The following is a 16,352-nucleotide window of genomic DNA, read 5'->3' on the forward strand; positions in this document are numbered from 1 at the left end:
CCCCCCCCCCCCCCCCCCCCCCCCCCCCCCCAAGCCGGCTCCTACGGACAGCAAAAAGCCCCGTGATTGCTCACGGGGCTTTTTTGTTTGTGGCTGAATCAGGCCGGGGCAGACGTGCGGATCAGGTGATCGAAGGCACTGAGGGAAGCCTTCGCGCCCTCGCCTACTGCAATCACGATCTGCTTGTACGGCACGGTCGTCACGTCACCGGCAGCGAATACGCCAGGCAGTGAAGTCTCGCCGCGTGCGTCCACGATGATCTCGCCACGAGGCGTCAGTTCCACGGTGCCTTTGAGCCAGTCGGTGTTGGGCAACAGGCCGATCTGCACAAAGATCCCTTCCAGGTCGATGGTCTTGAACTCACCGCTGTCGCGATCCTTGTAGGCCAAGCCCGTGACTTTTTGACCGTCACCTTTGACTTCACTGGTCAGGGCGCTGGTGATCACGTCCACGTTCGGCAGGCTGTACAGCTTGCGCTGCAGCACCGCATCGGCGCGCAGCTTGCTGTCGAATTCCAGCAAGGTCACGTGGCTGACGATACCGGCCAGGTCGATGGCGGCTTCAACGCCGGAGTTACCGCCGCCGATCACCGCCACGCGCTTACCTTTGAACAATGGGCCATCGCAGTGCGGGCAGAAACACACGCCTTTGGCTTTGTATTCTTGCTCGCCCGGCACACCCATTTCACGCCAGCGGGCACCGGTGGCCAGGATTACGGTCTTGGACTTGAGGGTCGCACCGCTTTCAAAACGGATTTCGTGCAAGTCACCTGCATTTTTCGCCGGCATCAAGGCGCTGGCACGCTGCAGATTCATGATGTCCACGTCGTACTGACGCACGTGGGCTTCCAGGGCGCTGGCCAATTTAGGGCCTTCGGTTTCCTGTACCGAGATGAAGTTCTCGATGGACATGGTGTCCAGCACCTGACCGCCAAAGCGCTCAGCGGCGACGCCGGTACGGATGCCTTTACGGGCAGCGTAGATGGCTGCGGAAGAACCGGCTGGGCCACCGCCGACGACGAGTACATCAAAGGCGTCTTTGGCGCTGATTTTCTCGGCAGCTTTTTCGATACCGCTGGTGTCCAGTTTGGCGAGGATTTCTTCCAGGCCCATGCGGCCCTGGCCGAAGTTCACGCCATTGAGGTACACGCTCGGTACCGCCATGATCTGGCGTTCGTCGACTTCAGCCTGGAACAGCGCACCGTCGATGGCGACGTGGCGGATGTTCGGGTTGAGCACGGCCATCAGGTTCAGCGCCTGGACCACGTCCGGGCAGTTCTGGCAGGACAGCGAGAAGTAAGTCTCGAAGTTGAACTCACCCTTGAGGGCACGGATCTGTTCAATCACTTCAACACTGGCCTTCGACGGGTGGCCACCGACTTGCAGCAGGGCCAGCACCAACGAAGTGAATTCATGGCCCATAGGGATGCCGGCAAAACGCAGGCTGATCTCGGCACCCGGGCGGTTGATGGAGAACGACGGCTTGCGCGCATCATTGCCATCGGTTTTCAGGGTAATCAGCGTGGTGAGGCTGACAACGTCCTGCAAAAGGGCAAGCATTTCCTGGGATTTCGCGCCGTCATCAAGGGAGGCGACGATCTCGATCGGCTGGGTGACCCGTTCCAGGTATGACTTCAACTGAGCTTTAAGATTGGCGTCCAACATACGGGCGATTTCCTATTAATTCGGTTTATTGCAGACAAAAAAACGCCCGAGCGAATCTCGCCCGGGCGTTTTGGGGGCGGATGCAGCTTACTTAAGTGCGGCGTACCGCCCTTGCGACTTCACAGACTTAGATCTTGCCGACCAGGTCCAGGGACGGAGCCAGAGTGGCCTCGCCTTCTTTCCACTTGGCTGGGCACACTTCGCCTGGGTGGGCAGCGACGTACTGGGCCGCTTTGATTTTGCGCAGCAGTTCGGAAGCGTCACGGCCAACACCACCGTCGTTCAGCTCAACGATCTTGATCTGACCTTCTGGGTTGATCACGAAAGTACCGCGGTCTGCCAGGCCAGCTTCTTCGATCAGCACGTCGAAGTTGCGAGAGATGGTCAGGGTTGGGTCGCCGATCATGGTGTACTGGATTTTGCCGATGGCTGGCGAAGTGTTGTGCCAGGCAGCGTGAGCGAAGTGGGTGTCGGTGGAAACGCTGTAGATTTCGACGCCCAGTTTCTGGAATTCGGCGTAGTTGTCAGCCAGGTCTTCCAGCTCGGTTGGGCAAACGAAGGTGAAGTCGGCTGGGTAGAAGAACACAACGGACCACTTGCCTTTCAGGTCAGCGTCGGACACATCTACGAAGTTGCCGTTTTTGTATGCAGTCGCTTTGAACGGTTTTACTTGGCTGTTGATGATAGGCATCGTTGACTCTCCGTCAGGGGTTAAGAAGTTGATGAAGTGAATCCTACCCACTCTCTCGACCGATGGCTCATTGGCAAACCTGATGCTGACGATTGGTTTTCCCTATCAGGTAACTGTATTAATAGAAGAAATCTCAAATCAACGGCTGGGTAGCCAGCGTCATGCCAAGAAAGGGCGTCGCTTCAACATAGCGCATGGCGGATTTCATGTCGTTCCAGCCGACGTAACTCATCAGCGACTTCAGATCCCAGCCGCTGCGATGGGCCCAGGTGGCGAAGCCCCGACGCAGTGAGTGGCTGGTGTATTGATCCGCAGCAATACCCGCTCGCTCCAGGGCCTGGCGTAACAGTGGGATGACACTGTTGGGATGCAACCCCTCCTCGCCCAGGTTGCCCCAGCGATCAATCGCCCGGAACACCGGGCCGCGCACCAGTGCCGAGGCGCTGAGCCACTCGCTGTAGGCCTGCACCGGGCAAAGCCGCAACAGGGCCGGCGTTTGATAAGTCTTGCCAAGGTTCTCACGGTCGCTCTTGCTGCGCGGCAGGTACAGGCTGATGCCAGCTCCCGGCACTGCTTGAACGTGTTGGATTTCCAGGCGACAGAGCTCGTCGCTGCGAAAGCCGCGCCAGAACCCCAGCAAAATCAGCGCCATGTCGCGCTTGGCGCGAAGCAAGCCAGGCATGTCCTGGGCATCACTCGCCACCTTCGCTTCAGCCTCTAAAGATGCAACCACCTGCTCCAGATGCCTGAGCTGCAAAGGCTCGGCCTGTTTTTCCCGCGCCGGGTGCACCGCGCGAATCCCCTTGAGCACCTTGCGCACCACCGGGGCCTTGGTCGGGTCCGGGAAACCCTGGCTGGTGTGCCACTGCGCCAGTGCTGACAGCCGCAACTTCAAGGTGTTGACCGCCAACACCCCAGCATGCGCCACCAGGTAACGCGCCACGCTGTCGCTGGTGGCCGGCAGGAACCCGCCCCAGCTCACTTCGAAATGTTCGATGGCGGCGCGATAGCTGCGGCGGGTGTTGTCGCGGGTGGCCGCGCTTAGGTAACGATCCAGATCGCTCATGAAGGGCCTATTCGTACTGCCATTGGGCACTGCGCGCGCAAAAGCACGCCTGACACGGGATAATACGCCAATATCCCATCTGTTAAATCATGATTTTTAATAGATTTTTATTGATGATATAGTACGTAAATACATACCACGTACCACAATATCAAATCGACGGAGACCCCATGGCGCGCGGCGGCATAAACAAAGCAGTAGTTCAAACGGCACGCCTGGCCATCCTGGCCCGTGGCGAGAACCCCAGCATCGACGCGGTACGCATCGAGATGGGTAACACGGGCTCGAAAACCACGATTCATCGGTACCTGAAGGAACTGGACGAGAGCGAAACCCGCCTGACCATCACCGAGGCGCCCATCGACGACGAGCTTGGCGAACTGGTGGCGCGGCTGGCCCAACGCCTGAAAGAAAAGGCCCAGGAGCCTATCGACCTGGCCCTCGCACAATTCGAGCAACACAAAGCCGCCCTGCTCGCCCAGCTGGAAACGCTGGAAGCAGCCCACGGCCAGCTCAAGCAGCAATTTGATATTCAAGCCGCCGCCCTGGCCGAAGAAAGCGCCGCCCTGCAAACCACCAGCACCAGCCTGCAAACCGAACAGACTCGCAATGCCGGGCTGAGCCAGGCCTGCAGCGACTATGAGTTGCGGATCAACGACAAGGACGAGCAGATTCGCTCACTGGAAGAAAAGCACCTGCACGCCCGGGACGCGCTCGAGCACTACCGCAACGCCATCAAGGATCAACGTGAGCAGGAGCAGCGCCGCCATGAGGGGCAGTTGCAGCAGGTCCAGGCAGAACTGCGCCAGACCCAGCAGAGCGCGTTGGTGCGCCAGGACGAAATCACACAGTTGCACCGCGACAACGAGCGACTGCTGATCGAGCACCGGGTCACCGCGAAAGAATTGGCTGCGCTGCAAGAGCAAACCCGAAAAGACCAGGCCCAGCAGCTCAAATTGAGCGAACAGGTCAGCCAGATCGACAGCGAACGCACCCTGCTCCAGGAGCGCTTACGCGTTGCCGTGCTGGAAAGTCAGTCGCGCCAAGAGGCGCTGGCAACTCACCAGCAGGCCAATAAAACGCTGGAACTGGACCTGATCAAGGCCCAGGCCAGTATCGAGGCGCTGCGTCTGGCGGCCGTCGTTGCAACGGTGCCAGAGCAGACACCGCCAGCCTGATCAGCCGGCCACAGGCGTGCGCATAGTGACGAACTCTTCCGCCGCCGTCGGGTGCACGCCGATGGTTTCATCGAAATGCCGCTTGGTCGCGCCCGCCTTGAGCGCGATCGCCAGGCCCTGCACTATCTCGCCGGCGTCGGGGCCGACCATGTGGCAACCCAGCACCTTGTCGGTGTCAGCGTCTACCACCAGCTTCATCAAGGTTTTTTCCTGGCAGTCGGTCAGGGTCAGCTTCATTGGCCGGAAGCGACTTTCGAAGACCTGCACGTTATGGCCGTTCTTCTTCGCCTCTTCTTCGGTCAAGCCCACCGTGCCGATGTTCGGCAAGCTGAACACCGCCGTCGGGATCATGGCGTAATCCACCGGGCGGTACTGCTCAGGCTTGAACAGGCGACGCGCCACGGCCATGCCTTCGGCCAGGGCAACCGGCGTCAACTGTACGCGACCGATCACATCACCGATGGCCAGGATCGACGACTCGGCGGTCTGGTACAGGTCATCCACTTCAACGAAGCCGCGCTTGTCCAATTTGACGCCAGTGTTTTCCAGCCCCAGGTTATCCAGCATCGGGCGGCGGCCGGTGGCATAGAACACGCAATCGGCTTCCAGTACACGACCGTCCTTGAGGGTGGCCTTGAGGCTGCCGTCCGCTTGTTTGTCGATGCGCTCGATGTCTGCGTTGAATTGCAGGTCCAGGCCACGCTTGGTCAACTCTTCCTTCAGGTGCGTGCGCACCGAGCCATCAAAGCCACGCAGGAACAGATCGCCGCGATACAGCAGCGAGGTCTGCGCGCCCAGCCCGTGGAAAATGCCGGCGAACTCGACGGCGATGTAGCCGCCACCCACCACCAACACGCGCTTTGGCAGCTCTTTCAGGAAGAACGCTTCGTTGGAGCCGATGGCGTGCTCGCGCCCCGGGATCTCCGGGATCTGTGGCCAGCCACCAGTGGCAATCAAGATGTGCCTGGCGGTGAAACGCTCGCCATTGATTTCCACCTGGTGCGGGTCGACCAGGCGCGCATGGCCTTCATGCAAGGTCACGCCGCTATTGACCAGCAGGTTGCGGTAGATGCCATTGAGGCGGTTGATTTCGCGATCCTTGTTGGCGATCAGGGTCGCCCAATCAAAGTTTGCCTCCCCCAGCGACCAGCCAAACCCGCTGGCCTGCTCGAAGTCTTCGGCGAAATGTGCGCCGTACACCAACAGTTTTTTCGGTACGCAACCGACGTTTACACACGTGCCGCCCAGATAGCGGCTTTCGGCTACCGCCACCTTGGCACCAAAGCCCGCAGCAAAGCGTGCAGCACGAACACCGCCGGAACCGGCGCCAATTACATACAGGTCAAAATCGTAGGCCATTTCACTCTCCTCGGCAGGACATCAGCATACCGACTTACGTGGGGCTGAAAAACGAAAAAGCCACCCGAAGGTGGCTTTTTACTTGGCGGGGCTGACTGAACTCAGTAGGCCTTGCCGGTCTTGTAGAAATGCTCGAAGCAGAAGTTGGTCGCTTCGATGTAGCCTTCAGCGCCACCGCAGTCGAAACGCTTGCCTTTGAACTTGTAGGCAATCACGCAACCGTCTTTGGCTTGCTTCAACAGGGCGTCGGTGATCTGGATTTCACCACCCTTGCCTGGCTCGGTTTCTTCGATCAGCTTGAAGATGTCCGGGGTCAGGATGTAGCGACCAATGATCGCCAGGTTCGACGGGGCATCTTCCGGGGCTGGTTTCTCAACCATGTCACGTACGCGGATCAGGCCATCGCCGATTTCGTCGCCCGCGATCACACCGTATTTATTGGTTTCCGAAGGGTCTACTTCCTGGACCGCAACGATGGTGCAGCGGTACTTCTTGTACAGATCAACCATCTGCTCCAGCACGCCTTTACCGTCCAGGTTGACGCACAGGTCATCCGCCAATACCACGGCGAATGGTTCGTCACCGATCAGCGGACGGCCAGTCAGGATTGCGTGGCCCAGGCCTTTCATCTGGGTCTGGCGGGTGTAGGAGAACGAACACTCGTCCAGCAGACGACGGATGCCGACCAGGTATTTTTCCTTGTCGGTGCCCTTGATCTGGTTTTCCAGCTCGTAGCTGATGTCGAAGTGGTCTTCCAGCGCGCGCTTACCACGGCCGGTCACGATGGAGATTTCGTTCAGGCCGGCATCCAGTGCCTCTTCGACGCCGTACTGAATCAGTGGCTTGTTCACCACCGGCAGCATCTCTTTGGGCATGGCTTTGGTCGCTGGCAAGAAGCGAGTGCCGTAACCGGCTGCTGGGAACAAGCATTTCTTGATCATATAAGTCCTTACTAAAGGGCTGTGCGTACGGAATTCGGCGCAGTCTAATCAGGCCGCAGTCACCTTACAATGGGTCCTGCTGGCGTTGCGATGTCATCATAGAGAAAAAATGTCGGCGTAAGTTCCGCAGATCCTACGAAGAGCTTCACTTGCACCACGGCAAAATCATCCTTTACCCCTGTATCTAAAGGGCTGCAACCGTTTTAGCATGCTTTTGGGTGCGCAGCACTGACCTGCAACAACTTACGCTTTCCCATGGCATTTGGCGCTATCATGGCCCGCTTGAACCAGACCACGAGATTGATAGATGTCCGAACCAAAAGGCGTAAACGGCTACTTGATCACGAAGCGAGCAGACGGCTGGCACCTGATCAACTTCCACGGCGACAGCGTTGCCGGTGCTTTCGCGACCGAAAGCCAGGCGATTGCGGTCGCTGAAGTGTTCGTGGATGAAGCAGGCCACGCGTCGAGCAAACGGCCCAAGGGTAAGTAAGCTTAAAGGTCGCGCATAGAAAGCCCCGTTGATCGGGGCTTTTTTGTGCGCATTCGTTTATCGCTGCGTTCAACCTCCCCCCCCAGCACCGCACGTTAGTTGGTATGAATGCATAAGCCACTATTGCATTCACAAAACTGTCATCCCATTCTTACAACTAACAAAACATATAAACCGCACCCCACAATCGCCGCGTAGTTAATATCCTACAGTCAAACCTCGAGTTTTGGCAAACTGCCATAATCCACCTACACATTCCGATACATCCAGGCTACGCAACTAAGAGAATCCGGCGACTTACTTTTTAAAGTGCAGCCCAGACAATTGCCTGGCTTCGGAAAAATTCCGATCAGGCAATACAACTAGTTGGAAAACTCAACCATTCCCACGTTCAAGTCGAGGACTGGCCCGAAGCATTAACACCAGCGTCGCAAGGGTATCGACCCTTGCAGTATGCCTGGAAAGTCCTGCACGCAACTGTGACGGGATTGACTGATGACTTTCACTTATAGATGGGTCTTTGCAAATGAAAACTGAAATGAAAACTGCGCTGTTGTCTCTCGGGCTGTTGATGGGATCGATGCCTGCCGTTCAAGCAGCGGATGGAACCGTTACGTTTTACGGCTCGGTTCACTCTGGCGCCTGTTCTATCAAGCCTGAATCCGTAGATCAATCAGTTAACTTGGGGGCCATCGCAAAGCATCAACTGCAAGCCGGAGGCAAATCCAGCGCCCGGCCTGTACGCATTGAACTTGAAGGTTGCGACCTGACTGGCCTTACCGACAACACGGTAACGACCACCTTCACGGCAGCCCCATCGACCGTGGTTCCTGGTGCGATCGGCACCGTCGGGGGCGCAGGCAACATTGGCATCATGATGACCCATGGTGGCGCGCCTATCGACCTGGGTACACCGACTCGCCCGCAGGCCATTGTCGCCGGTGAAAACACCTTGGAGTTCGGTGCCTATGTGCAGGGTGCGGCCACGGGCGACGTCGTCCCCGGGGATTTCACCGCAGTCACCAATTTCACCCTGGCTTATCAGTGAGTATCCCCCCCGCCACCACAGTGGCGGGGGGAACTGGCGGGAGATAACGGTGAAAACATTCAAAAACCTCGCTATTACCAGCTCACTGATGATGTCCATCGGTCACGTACTTGCCCAGGGTCAAGGCGACGGGATTGTGACGTTGGGCGGAGAGATCATTGATTCCGCCTGCGGGCTGGAGCTGTCCAGCGTCGATCAGACAATCGAAATGCCTCCCGAACCCATCGGCCGGCTGTTGCGAAATACGCTGGGCGCGCCACACCCCTTTCAACTGCGCCTGGTCAATTGTTCATTGACACGCCCCGACCCGAATCGCCCGGGCGCAACGCTGCCCGACTGGGAACATCTGCGGGTGACGTTTGATGGCACCCCCGACCGGGGCGGTCGTTCCTTCGCTGCCACAGGTTTGTCCCAAGGCGTGGCGTTTCATATTTGGGATTCCACAGGCCAGGAAAGTGTCCCGGGCGAGCGCATGGCCCCACACCCCTTGAATGAGGGTGACATGACACTGAACTACACGCTTCGCCTGGTCGGCAATGGGTTGCAGTTATTGCCCGGTGCGCACAGTGCCGCGGTGCGATTCAGGTTGGAATACTTTTGAACATTGATGGGTTGCTTTTATGCTGAATGCATCGAAGATAAAAAATACATTACGCCCAAGTTTAGTATTTGGCGGCTTGATAACCATGACAGGGACTGCACTGGGCGCTGGGGATATCGAATTTAATACTGACGTTCTTGATCTCAGTGATCGTTCCAACATTGACTTGTCCCAATTTGCACGCAGCGGGTTCATTCTGCCGGGCACGTATTCAATGACCGTACAGATTAACAACCAACCTATAACAGAACAGTCCGTCGCGTTTTACCCACCCGACGATGATCCTAAAGGGAGCCAGGCTTGCTTATCGCAAAACATAGTTGAGCAATTAGGTTTGAAATCTTCAAGCATTAAAAAACTCAACTGGTGGAAACAGGGTGAGTGCCTGGATATTCAGGAGCTGACCGGAGCGGAAGTCAGTGGTGATCTGGCAACTTCCACACTCAATATTAATTTGCCCCACGCTTATCTTGAATACAGCGCCATTAATTGGGACCCCCCTTCTCGCTGGGACGAAGGGGTGTCTGGCCTGCTGATTGACTACAACATGACGGCGCAAACCGGCTACCAGAAGAATGATGGGACCCGTACCAACTTCAGTGGTAACGGAACGGTGGGGGCCAATGCCGGTGCGTGGCGTTTGCGGGCTGACTGGCAAGGCCGTGTCGACCCTGACCGAGCCGACTCGGCCCAGCGCCGTCAGCGGCTGGAGTGGAGCCGTTACTACGCTTATCGAGCCATCCCGCAATTGCAGGCCCGGCTGATCGTGGGTGAAAACTACCTGTATTCGGATCTGTTCGACAGCTTCCGCTTCACCGGTGCCGCGCTCAATTCGGATGAAAGCCAGTTGCCGCCCAACTTGCGTGGCTATGCCCCTGAGGTAGTGGGCGTGGCCAAGACCAATGCCAAGGTCATCGTCAGCCAACAAGGCCGCGTGCTGTATGAAACGTTGGTCGCAGCAGGTCCTTTTCGCATTCAAGACCTCAATGATGCCGTGACCGGCCGCCTGGATGTGCGGGTGGAAGAGCAGGATGGTTCAGTACAGACGTTCCAGTTCGATACGGCTGGGGTGCCATACCTCACGCGTCCAGGGCATATTCGCTACAAAGTCGCGACGGGGCGTCCGTCCAATCTGCAGTACGGCGCCGAGGGTGACTTTTTCGGCACGGGTGAATTTTCGTGGGGTGTCAGTAACGGCTGGTCGCTGTATGGCGGCGGTATCACGGATAACAACTACGGCGCGCTGTCTGCCGGGGTTGGCCGCGACTTGTTGGCCTTCGGTGCGCTCTCGCTGGATGTCACTCAATCTCGTGCACAAGTATGGGGTGAGTCGCTCTCGGGCAAATCGTACCGCCTTCAATATTCCAAGCATTTCGAAGAGTACGACAGCCAAGTCACCTTTGCCGGGTATCGGTTTTCCGAGAAGAACTACCTGAGCATGAGCGAATACCTGGACGCTCGTCATTACGGCATGAATGGCGAACTCGCCGGGCGCGACGCCAACGGCGACCTTCTGAAAAGCTGGAGACCAATCGGTGATAGCAAGGCGTTGTATACCGCGACGGTGAACAAGCAGTTTCGTGACTTAGGGGCCACGGTGTACGCCAGCTACAACAAACAAACCTACTGGGGGCGCTCGGCCACCCAGCGTTGGAACCTGTCGGCATCTCGCTACTTCGATGTAGGTACCGTCAAAAACCTGAACGTGTCCCTGAATCTTCATCGCACCCAGGACTACAACTACAAGGACAACGGTGTCTCGTTGACGGTCAGCCTGCCGTTTGGGCCCACCGGCACACTGTCGATGGACGCCAACCGCGTTTCAGGCAAGAACAGCCTCGGCACGCGCTACAACGATCGCCTGGATGAACGCAACAGTTACCAGATCAGCGCCAGCGACAAGTCCGCCAGTGGTTACTTGAATCATATCGGCAATTTGGCTGACGTTGACCTGGCCGCAAGCAAGCAGGAAGGCGGTTACTCAACACTCAGCGTATCGGCTCGCGGCGGTGGCACGCTCACGCCGCATGGCGCAGCACTGCATCGCACCAACAGTACTGGCGGAACCCGCCTGATGGTTGACACCGGCGGTGTACCCGGTGTGCCCGTGCGCGGTTACGGCACGCCGACCCGCAGTAACGCCTTCGGCAAAGCCGTGATCGTCGACGTAGCCAGCTATTTGCGCACGGCCGCCAGCGTCGACCTGGAGAACTTGCCGAGCAATGTCGAAGCCACTCAATCCGTCACACAGCTGACGCTCACCGAAGGTGCTATCGGTTACCGGTCCCTGCCGGTGATCGCCGGTGAAAAAGCCATGGCCGTTCTTCGCCTGCCCGATGGCAGTTCACCGCCCTTTGGCGCCACCGTGAAAAACGTAAAACAACAGGACACCGGCATCGTGAACGATGGCGGCAGCGTGTACCTGAGTGGCATTCAGGCCGGCGGACAAATGGTCGTCAGTTGGGGGGGCACCGAACGCTGCATCCTCAACCTCCCCGACGTGTTGCCCGCTGACGGTTTGAGCGATGCCCTGCAACTGGGCTGCCGGATGGTGGCCGCTGATCAATCCTTACCTGAGCCCGCGACGTTGACCGGCAAGCGTGCCAAAACGGAGAACACATCCTCATGAACCTCAACACACGTTTCACCTGTCAGGCCCTCACCTTATTGGCGCTGGGTTTGAGCCACAACGCCAACGCTGCGGTGGGCCTGGACCGAACCCGCGTGATCTTTGATGGTGGCAAAGACGCTACCAGCGTGAATATCACCAACAACAACACCCAATTGCCGTATTTGGCCCAGGGGTGGATTGAGGATGAAGCGGGTAAAAAAATCACGTCCCCCTTGATCGTGTTGCCACCGGTCCAACGGTTGGAGCCGGGAAAACAAAGCCAGCTGAAAGTACAAGCCTTACCGGCCGCCAAGACATTGCCGCAGGATCGAGAGACGGTCTACTACTTCAATTTGCGGGAAATCCCTCCACGCAGTGACAAACCCAACACCCTGCAAATCGCGCTGCAGACCCGAATCAAGTTGTTCTATCGGCCGCAAGCCATTGCGCCGACCCAGCAAGACTTGTCCAACCCGTGGCAGGAAAAGCTGACCCTCACTCGCGAAGGCGAGCGCTACCAGGTGAACAACCCGACGCCCTACTACGTCACCCTGGTCGATGCGCGCAGCGCCAAGGACGGCAAAACCTTGCCCGATTTTGAACCGCTGATGATCCCCCCGAAAGGCTCGCTGGCCCTGGGGCCCAGCGCCAAAGCGCTCGGTGCAACCCCGCATTTGGCCTATGTGAACGATTACGGCGGACGCCCACTGATGGCTTTCACCTGCAGTGGCAACACCTGCAAGGTCAACGCGCAAGCACCATCACTTAATGAGTAGTGCCTGGCACCGGAGAACGTCATGAAGTTGCATAGCATGAAGGTCCTGGGCGCTCTGCTGCTGACCTCTATGGGGGGAGCACAGGCTCAGGAGGATGATGTCGAGGGTATGAGCGGGATGCTGAACATCAGTGGGTCCATGCACGAAACCCCTTGCAGCCTGGAAATGACATCACTGCATCAAGCCATCGATCTGGGGGCCTTTTCGACCAGCCAATTGCAGCGCCCTGGCGACCAGGCCAACCCGATCGCGTTCCAGTTACGTTTTGCCGATTGCCAACGCAAAGCCGGCGGCATCCGCAGTGAACGCATGGGAAACCTGGTGTGGAGCGCATTCCAGCCGGTGGTGTCGGTAGCGTTTTATGCGCCGGCTGATGCCGATGACCCCCGGTTAGTCAAAGTACAAGGCATCAGCGGAATGGGCCTGCAATTGACCGATGCCTTGGGGCGCGATGTACAGCTGGGCTCAAGGGGCGAACCTCTGTTCCTTCCTCTGGGCAGTAATACCCAGACGTGGAAGGTCCAGCCCACACGCACCTCCGCCCAGCTGACCAGTGGGGCATTTCGGGCCGTGGTGGATTTCAGGCTCAACTATGAGTAAGGGCACAACGATGGCGAACTCAACTGGCCCCCGGGCCGTTCTGATAGGAGGCAGCCTGCTTTGGGCTGTTTGCCAGGGTGTGCAGGCCGAGACCAGCCTGACCATTCGCGCGGTCATCATTGCGCCTCCGCCCTGTGTCATCAACAGCGGCACCACGCTCAATGTGCCGTTTGGCAATGACCTGCTGACGTCGCGAGTGGACGGCGTCAATTACCGTCGAGATGTGCCTTACACCGTCACCTGCAATTCCCCCTTCAGCAATGCATTGACTCTGGAGCTCAAGGGAACGGGAGCGGCGTTTGACAGTGCCGTGCTCATGACTCGCAAAGCCGATCTTGGCGTAAAGCTGTTCGTCAATGGTGCTGCCTGGCCGCTGAACAGGGTGGTTAACTTTACCTACCCAAACATCCCAGTCGTGCAGGCGGTGCCGGTCAAACGTGCGGGCAGCAAACTGACCGGGGGGGCATTTGATGCGACCGCCACTCTGCTGGTCGATTATCAATGAAGAGGATTGATCAATGAGATGCTGGCAACAGCGAGCATTGCTCGCCTTGTGCTCCATCGGCCTGTGCAGTGGTGCATCGGCCAACCTGACGTTCAGCGGAACCTTGAACGAGCCGCCGCCTTGCACCATTGATGCAGGCAACACGATTGAAGTGGACTTTGGCGATGTGGCCGTAAAGCGCGTCGACGGTGTGAAGTACCGCAAATCGGTCCCCTACACTATCAGCTGTGGGCCGGCCACCCTGCCTTGGGCCCTTAAGTTGAGCGTCAACGGCACACCCACGGCATTTGATGGCGCCGCGGCACAGACCAATGTGCCGGCGCTGGGTATCCGGGTCTTTCAGAACAACCTGCCGTTTTCACTCAATACGCCCATGAACATCGTCCTCTCGACACCGCCGACACTGGAAGTCGTGCCCGTCAAACAACCCGGTGCAACGCTGCCCCCTGCGCGGTTTGCAGCGGTGGCCACGCTGTTGGCTGAATACCAGTAGGAACCACGTCTATGCGATTTGAAATGGATCATAAAAAGTGGTCGTGTGCCTGGCTCGCGTTATTGATGACCTTCGGCTTGCCGGACAAGGGGTCTGCGGCAGACAACCTGAGCTTCAAGGGCAACCTGGTGGAAGAGGCTTGCACGATTCGCCCGGGTGACGATGCGATCACGCTGGAACTCTGGGACGTCACCAGCAAGCACCTCTACCTCAATACGCGCACCCAGGGTAAGGGGTTCAGGGTGCATCTGGAGAACTGCGACACCACGATTGGCGACTCGGTCACCCTCCTGCTCAGCGGTACGGAAAACACTAAGTTGCCAGGCTTGTTCGCACTCGATGGTGGCAGCGGCGCCACGGGGATTGGCCTTGGTATAGAAACCCCGGGCAATAAACCTTTACCCGTCAACACCGTCAGCGACAAACAGGTGTTGAGTACCGGCAGCAATGTGATTGAGCTCAAAGCCTATGTGCAGGGCGAACCGGATGCGATCCGGGACCAAACCATCGGGCACGGCAGATATACGGTGACGTCAACGTTTACGCTGGACTATCCGTAACAGCCCCAGACAAACCTCACCTCTCGCCGGGCGGATTTAGCCTTCCGGGGAGAGGAGCAACGAGAAATAAAATGAAACGACTATATAAAAAAAGCATGCTTCTTACGCTGCTTGGTTTGGCTCCGACTGCACAGGCCGTTGACTGCAGGGTGAATGGTGGCGCATGGCAGACGGGAAATCCCAACCTGCAAGTTCCCGTTACGGTCACGCTGACCCCAGACAAAACCAGGATCATGCTCGAAGGCGCAAGGCTGGAATGTCGATACTCACCTGGCCAGGGTCCGGCGTGGGGTCAGGACTATTGGGCAACAGGCAATAGTTCAGGCACTCCGTGGACTCCCGGCCCCAAGTTTTCCTTTGAAAGGACCGGGCTGCGAATCAATGGGACCTTCTACAACACCCCGGTCCTGAGCGGCATCCTGGTCGCAACCATGCCCAACAACGGTGGCGTTTATCCTATCAATATCACCCCCTATATTCTGATGCGTAACAGTCCGTCGAACCCTATCAATGTCCGTGTCGGGGATAATCTCGGCCTGTTACGTCTCACCAGCTCGAACAACTGGGACGCTTCGAGACCGCAACTCACTGTCACTTACACGTCGGCTAACAACTTTACTGTTTCGCCGTCAACCTGCACGATCAATAACAACAACCCGATCACGGTGGACTTCGGCACCGTCCAGCAGCGACAGATAGGCACCGACCCGCTGACGAGCCCCATCCGCAGCAACCGCAGGCTCACTTACTCGTGCCCCGATGGGGGAATCACGACACCGATCACCATCACCTACAAAGGAACACCTTCGTCATTCGACACACGTCTGCTGAGTATGACGAACCCGAACGTGGGTACCGCTATGGTCCGTTCGGGGGCTGCGGTTCAGGTCAACGGCTCATTCCGGACACAGATCACCAACAGCGTGGGTGGGGATGATGTGATGTTCACCCTGGTTCGACGCAATGGGTCGCTACCCGCTGCCGGCGCCGTCAGCGGCAGTGGTGTACTGGTGATGGGCGTGCCGTAACGCCCATCAACGGCCGAAGCTACGCAGTCGAAGGCGTTTATTCTGGAGACTGCGTATGTGGCAGATGGCTATAATCTCGCACGACCGCCCCACGACAGTGTCAGCGCCCCTCCAATACCTCGACGACGACCCCACCATGAACAAGATACTGACGCTGACTGCAGCACTGGTCCTGATGACCGGCTGCACCACCACCTCCGATACGTACCTGAAGAACGGCGAACAAGGCCTGACCATCGACTGTTCCGGCGAAGCCAATTCCTGGGCCAGTTGCTATGAAAAGGCAGATGCTTCCTGCGCCGGCACCGGTTACCGCATCGTCGGCACTGAAGGCACGCCATCGCTCAAAGAGGACGACAAGACCCTGGGCAAGGACGTGGGCAACTACAAAAGCCGCAGCGTGGTGGTGGTTTGCAAGTAAGCCATAGGCTACAGGTGGATTTCGGCGAACTTGATGCCGAGCCCGCGCAGGGTTTCGATCAGCTCATCCAGGCGCGCAAATGATTCTACCTCGTCCTGCTCGTCCACCAAGAAGTAACTACGCCCGCCGCTCTTCTTGAAAAACACGATCCATTCACCCAGGTCAGCCGGGTTCTGGATGACATGGGTGGCTGAGATCTGGCCGTCGGCATGGCGCGCCCTGACGTGTTCACGTTTCATTAGGTTTTCCCGATTTAAAGACAAATGCCGCGCAAACCTTAAGGTTGCGCGGCATTTTTGTATGCATTACCCGACAGT

The 16,352-nt window shown here is 57.9% G+C and carries 18 protein-coding genes; 12 read left to right on the plus strand and 6 right to left on the minus strand.

Features of this window, described 5'->3' with window-relative positions; translation table 11 throughout:
* Positions 1 to 98 precede the first annotated feature (98 nt).
* The 3 genes from ahpF to AC07OV_RS03510 all read right to left on the minus strand — a co-directional run bounded on the left by ahpF (position 99) and on the right by AC07OV_RS03510 (position 3,421).
* Positions 99 to 1,664, minus strand: a complete 1,566-nt coding sequence (ahpF, locus tag AC07OV_RS03500) for an alkyl hydroperoxide reductase subunit F (RefSeq protein WP_495091553.1) — start codon at positions 1,662 to 1,664, stop codon at positions 99 to 101.
* Between the two features lie 127 nt (positions 1,665 to 1,791).
* Positions 1,792 to 2,355 (minus strand): alkyl hydroperoxide reductase subunit C, encoded by a 564-nt coding sequence (gene ahpC / locus AC07OV_RS03505; protein ID WP_010210361.1) that lies wholly within the window; start codon positions 2,353 to 2,355, stop codon positions 1,792 to 1,794.
* Between the two features lie 133 nt (positions 2,356 to 2,488).
* The gene (locus AC07OV_RS03510) at positions 2,489 to 3,421 is read right to left on the minus strand and encodes a site-specific integrase (protein ID WP_495091554.1); all 933 of its coding nucleotides are present in this window, start codon (positions 3,419 to 3,421) and stop codon (positions 2,489 to 2,491) included.
* A gap of 170 nt (positions 3,422 to 3,591) precedes the next feature.
* Here AC07OV_RS03510 and AC07OV_RS03515 point away from each other — a divergent pair, with 170 nt between their 5' ends.
* A complete protein-coding gene (locus AC07OV_RS03515) occupies positions 3,592 to 4,599 on the plus strand; it encodes a DNA-binding protein (protein WP_495091555.1) in 1,008 nt (335 codons plus the stop codon).
* Here the strand turns inward: AC07OV_RS03515 and gorA are convergent, their stop codons facing one another.
* Together gorA and galU are read right to left on the minus strand one after the other, a co-directional pair.
* Positions 4,600 to 5,958, minus strand: a complete 1,359-nt coding sequence (gene gorA, locus AC07OV_RS03520) for a glutathione-disulfide reductase (RefSeq protein ID WP_494995839.1) — start codon at positions 5,956 to 5,958, stop codon at positions 4,600 to 4,602.
* A gap of 101 nt (positions 5,959 to 6,059) precedes the next feature.
* Positions 6,060 to 6,899 carry a UTP--glucose-1-phosphate uridylyltransferase GalU gene (galU, locus tag AC07OV_RS03525; protein WP_071484119.1) on the minus strand — a complete coding sequence of 280 codons (840 nt, stop codon included), beginning with the start codon at positions 6,897 to 6,899 and terminating at the stop codon, positions 6,060 to 6,062.
* 307 nt (positions 6,900 to 7,206) lie between these two features.
* Between galU and AC07OV_RS03530 the strand changes: the two genes are divergently transcribed.
* The 11 genes from AC07OV_RS03530 (at position 7,207) to AC07OV_RS03580 (ending at position 16,035) form a co-directional block, all read left to right on the plus strand.
* Positions 7,207 to 7,392, plus strand: coding sequence for a hypothetical protein (locus AC07OV_RS03530; protein ID WP_029294643.1), 186 nt, complete (start codon positions 7,207 to 7,209; stop codon positions 7,390 to 7,392).
* A 538-nt stretch (positions 7,393 to 7,930) separates the two neighbouring features.
* Positions 7,931 to 8,440, plus strand: a complete 510-nt coding sequence (locus AC07OV_RS03535; RefSeq protein WP_494996015.1) for a fimbrial protein — start codon at positions 7,931 to 7,933, stop codon at positions 8,438 to 8,440.
* Positions 8,441 to 8,489: 49 nt separating this feature from the next.
* Positions 8,490 to 9,041 (plus strand): fimbrial protein, encoded by a 552-nt coding sequence (locus tag AC07OV_RS03540; protein ID WP_494995840.1) that lies wholly within the window; start codon positions 8,490 to 8,492, stop codon positions 9,039 to 9,041.
* A 19-nt stretch (positions 9,042 to 9,060) separates the two neighbouring features.
* Positions 9,061 to 11,670: an outer membrane usher protein gene (locus tag AC07OV_RS03545; protein ID WP_494995841.1), complete on the plus strand. Its 2,610-nt coding sequence runs from the start codon at positions 9,061 to 9,063 to the stop codon at positions 11,668 to 11,670.
* Entirely contained in the window at positions 11,667 to 12,428 is a 762-nt protein-coding gene (locus AC07OV_RS03550; protein WP_495091556.1) for a fimbria/pilus periplasmic chaperone, read from the plus strand. The genes AC07OV_RS03545 and AC07OV_RS03550 overlap by 4 nt, the downstream gene beginning before the upstream one ends.
* 21 nt (positions 12,429 to 12,449) lie before the next feature.
* Complete coding sequence (locus tag AC07OV_RS03555; protein ID WP_176996030.1) at positions 12,450 to 13,028, plus strand: fimbrial protein; 579 nt, start codon at positions 12,450 to 12,452, stop codon at positions 13,026 to 13,028.
* A gap of 10 nt (positions 13,029 to 13,038) precedes the next feature.
* On the plus strand, positions 13,039 to 13,533 hold the full coding sequence (locus tag AC07OV_RS03560) for a fimbrial protein (RefSeq protein ID WP_495091557.1): 495 nt from the start codon (positions 13,039 to 13,041) through the stop codon (positions 13,531 to 13,533).
* A 13-nt stretch (positions 13,534 to 13,546) separates the two neighbouring features.
* On the plus strand, positions 13,547 to 14,026 hold the full coding sequence (locus tag AC07OV_RS03565; protein WP_495091558.1) for a fimbrial protein: 480 nt from the start codon (positions 13,547 to 13,549) through the stop codon (positions 14,024 to 14,026).
* 11 nt (positions 14,027 to 14,037) lie between these two features.
* A complete protein-coding gene (locus tag AC07OV_RS03570) occupies positions 14,038 to 14,586 on the plus strand; it encodes a fimbrial protein (RefSeq protein WP_178920754.1) in 549 nt (182 codons plus the stop codon).
* 71 nt (positions 14,587 to 14,657) lie between these two features.
* A complete protein-coding gene (locus AC07OV_RS03575) occupies positions 14,658 to 15,614 on the plus strand; it encodes a fimbrial protein (protein ID WP_178920752.1) in 957 nt (318 codons plus the stop codon).
* A gap of 136 nt (positions 15,615 to 15,750) precedes the next feature.
* Positions 15,751 to 16,035: a hypothetical protein gene (locus AC07OV_RS03580; protein WP_178920750.1), complete on the plus strand. Its 285-nt coding sequence runs from the start codon at positions 15,751 to 15,753 to the stop codon at positions 16,033 to 16,035.
* An 8-nt stretch (positions 16,036 to 16,043) separates the two neighbouring features.
* Here the strand turns inward: AC07OV_RS03580 and AC07OV_RS03585 are convergent, their stop codons facing one another.
* Positions 16,044 to 16,274 (minus strand): hypothetical protein, encoded by a 231-nt coding sequence (locus AC07OV_RS03585; protein WP_178920748.1) that lies wholly within the window; start codon positions 16,272 to 16,274, stop codon positions 16,044 to 16,046.
* Positions 16,275 to 16,352: the final 78 nt, after the last annotated feature.

The organism is Pseudomonas sp. GW821-FHT09A09 (assembly GCF_059418405.1).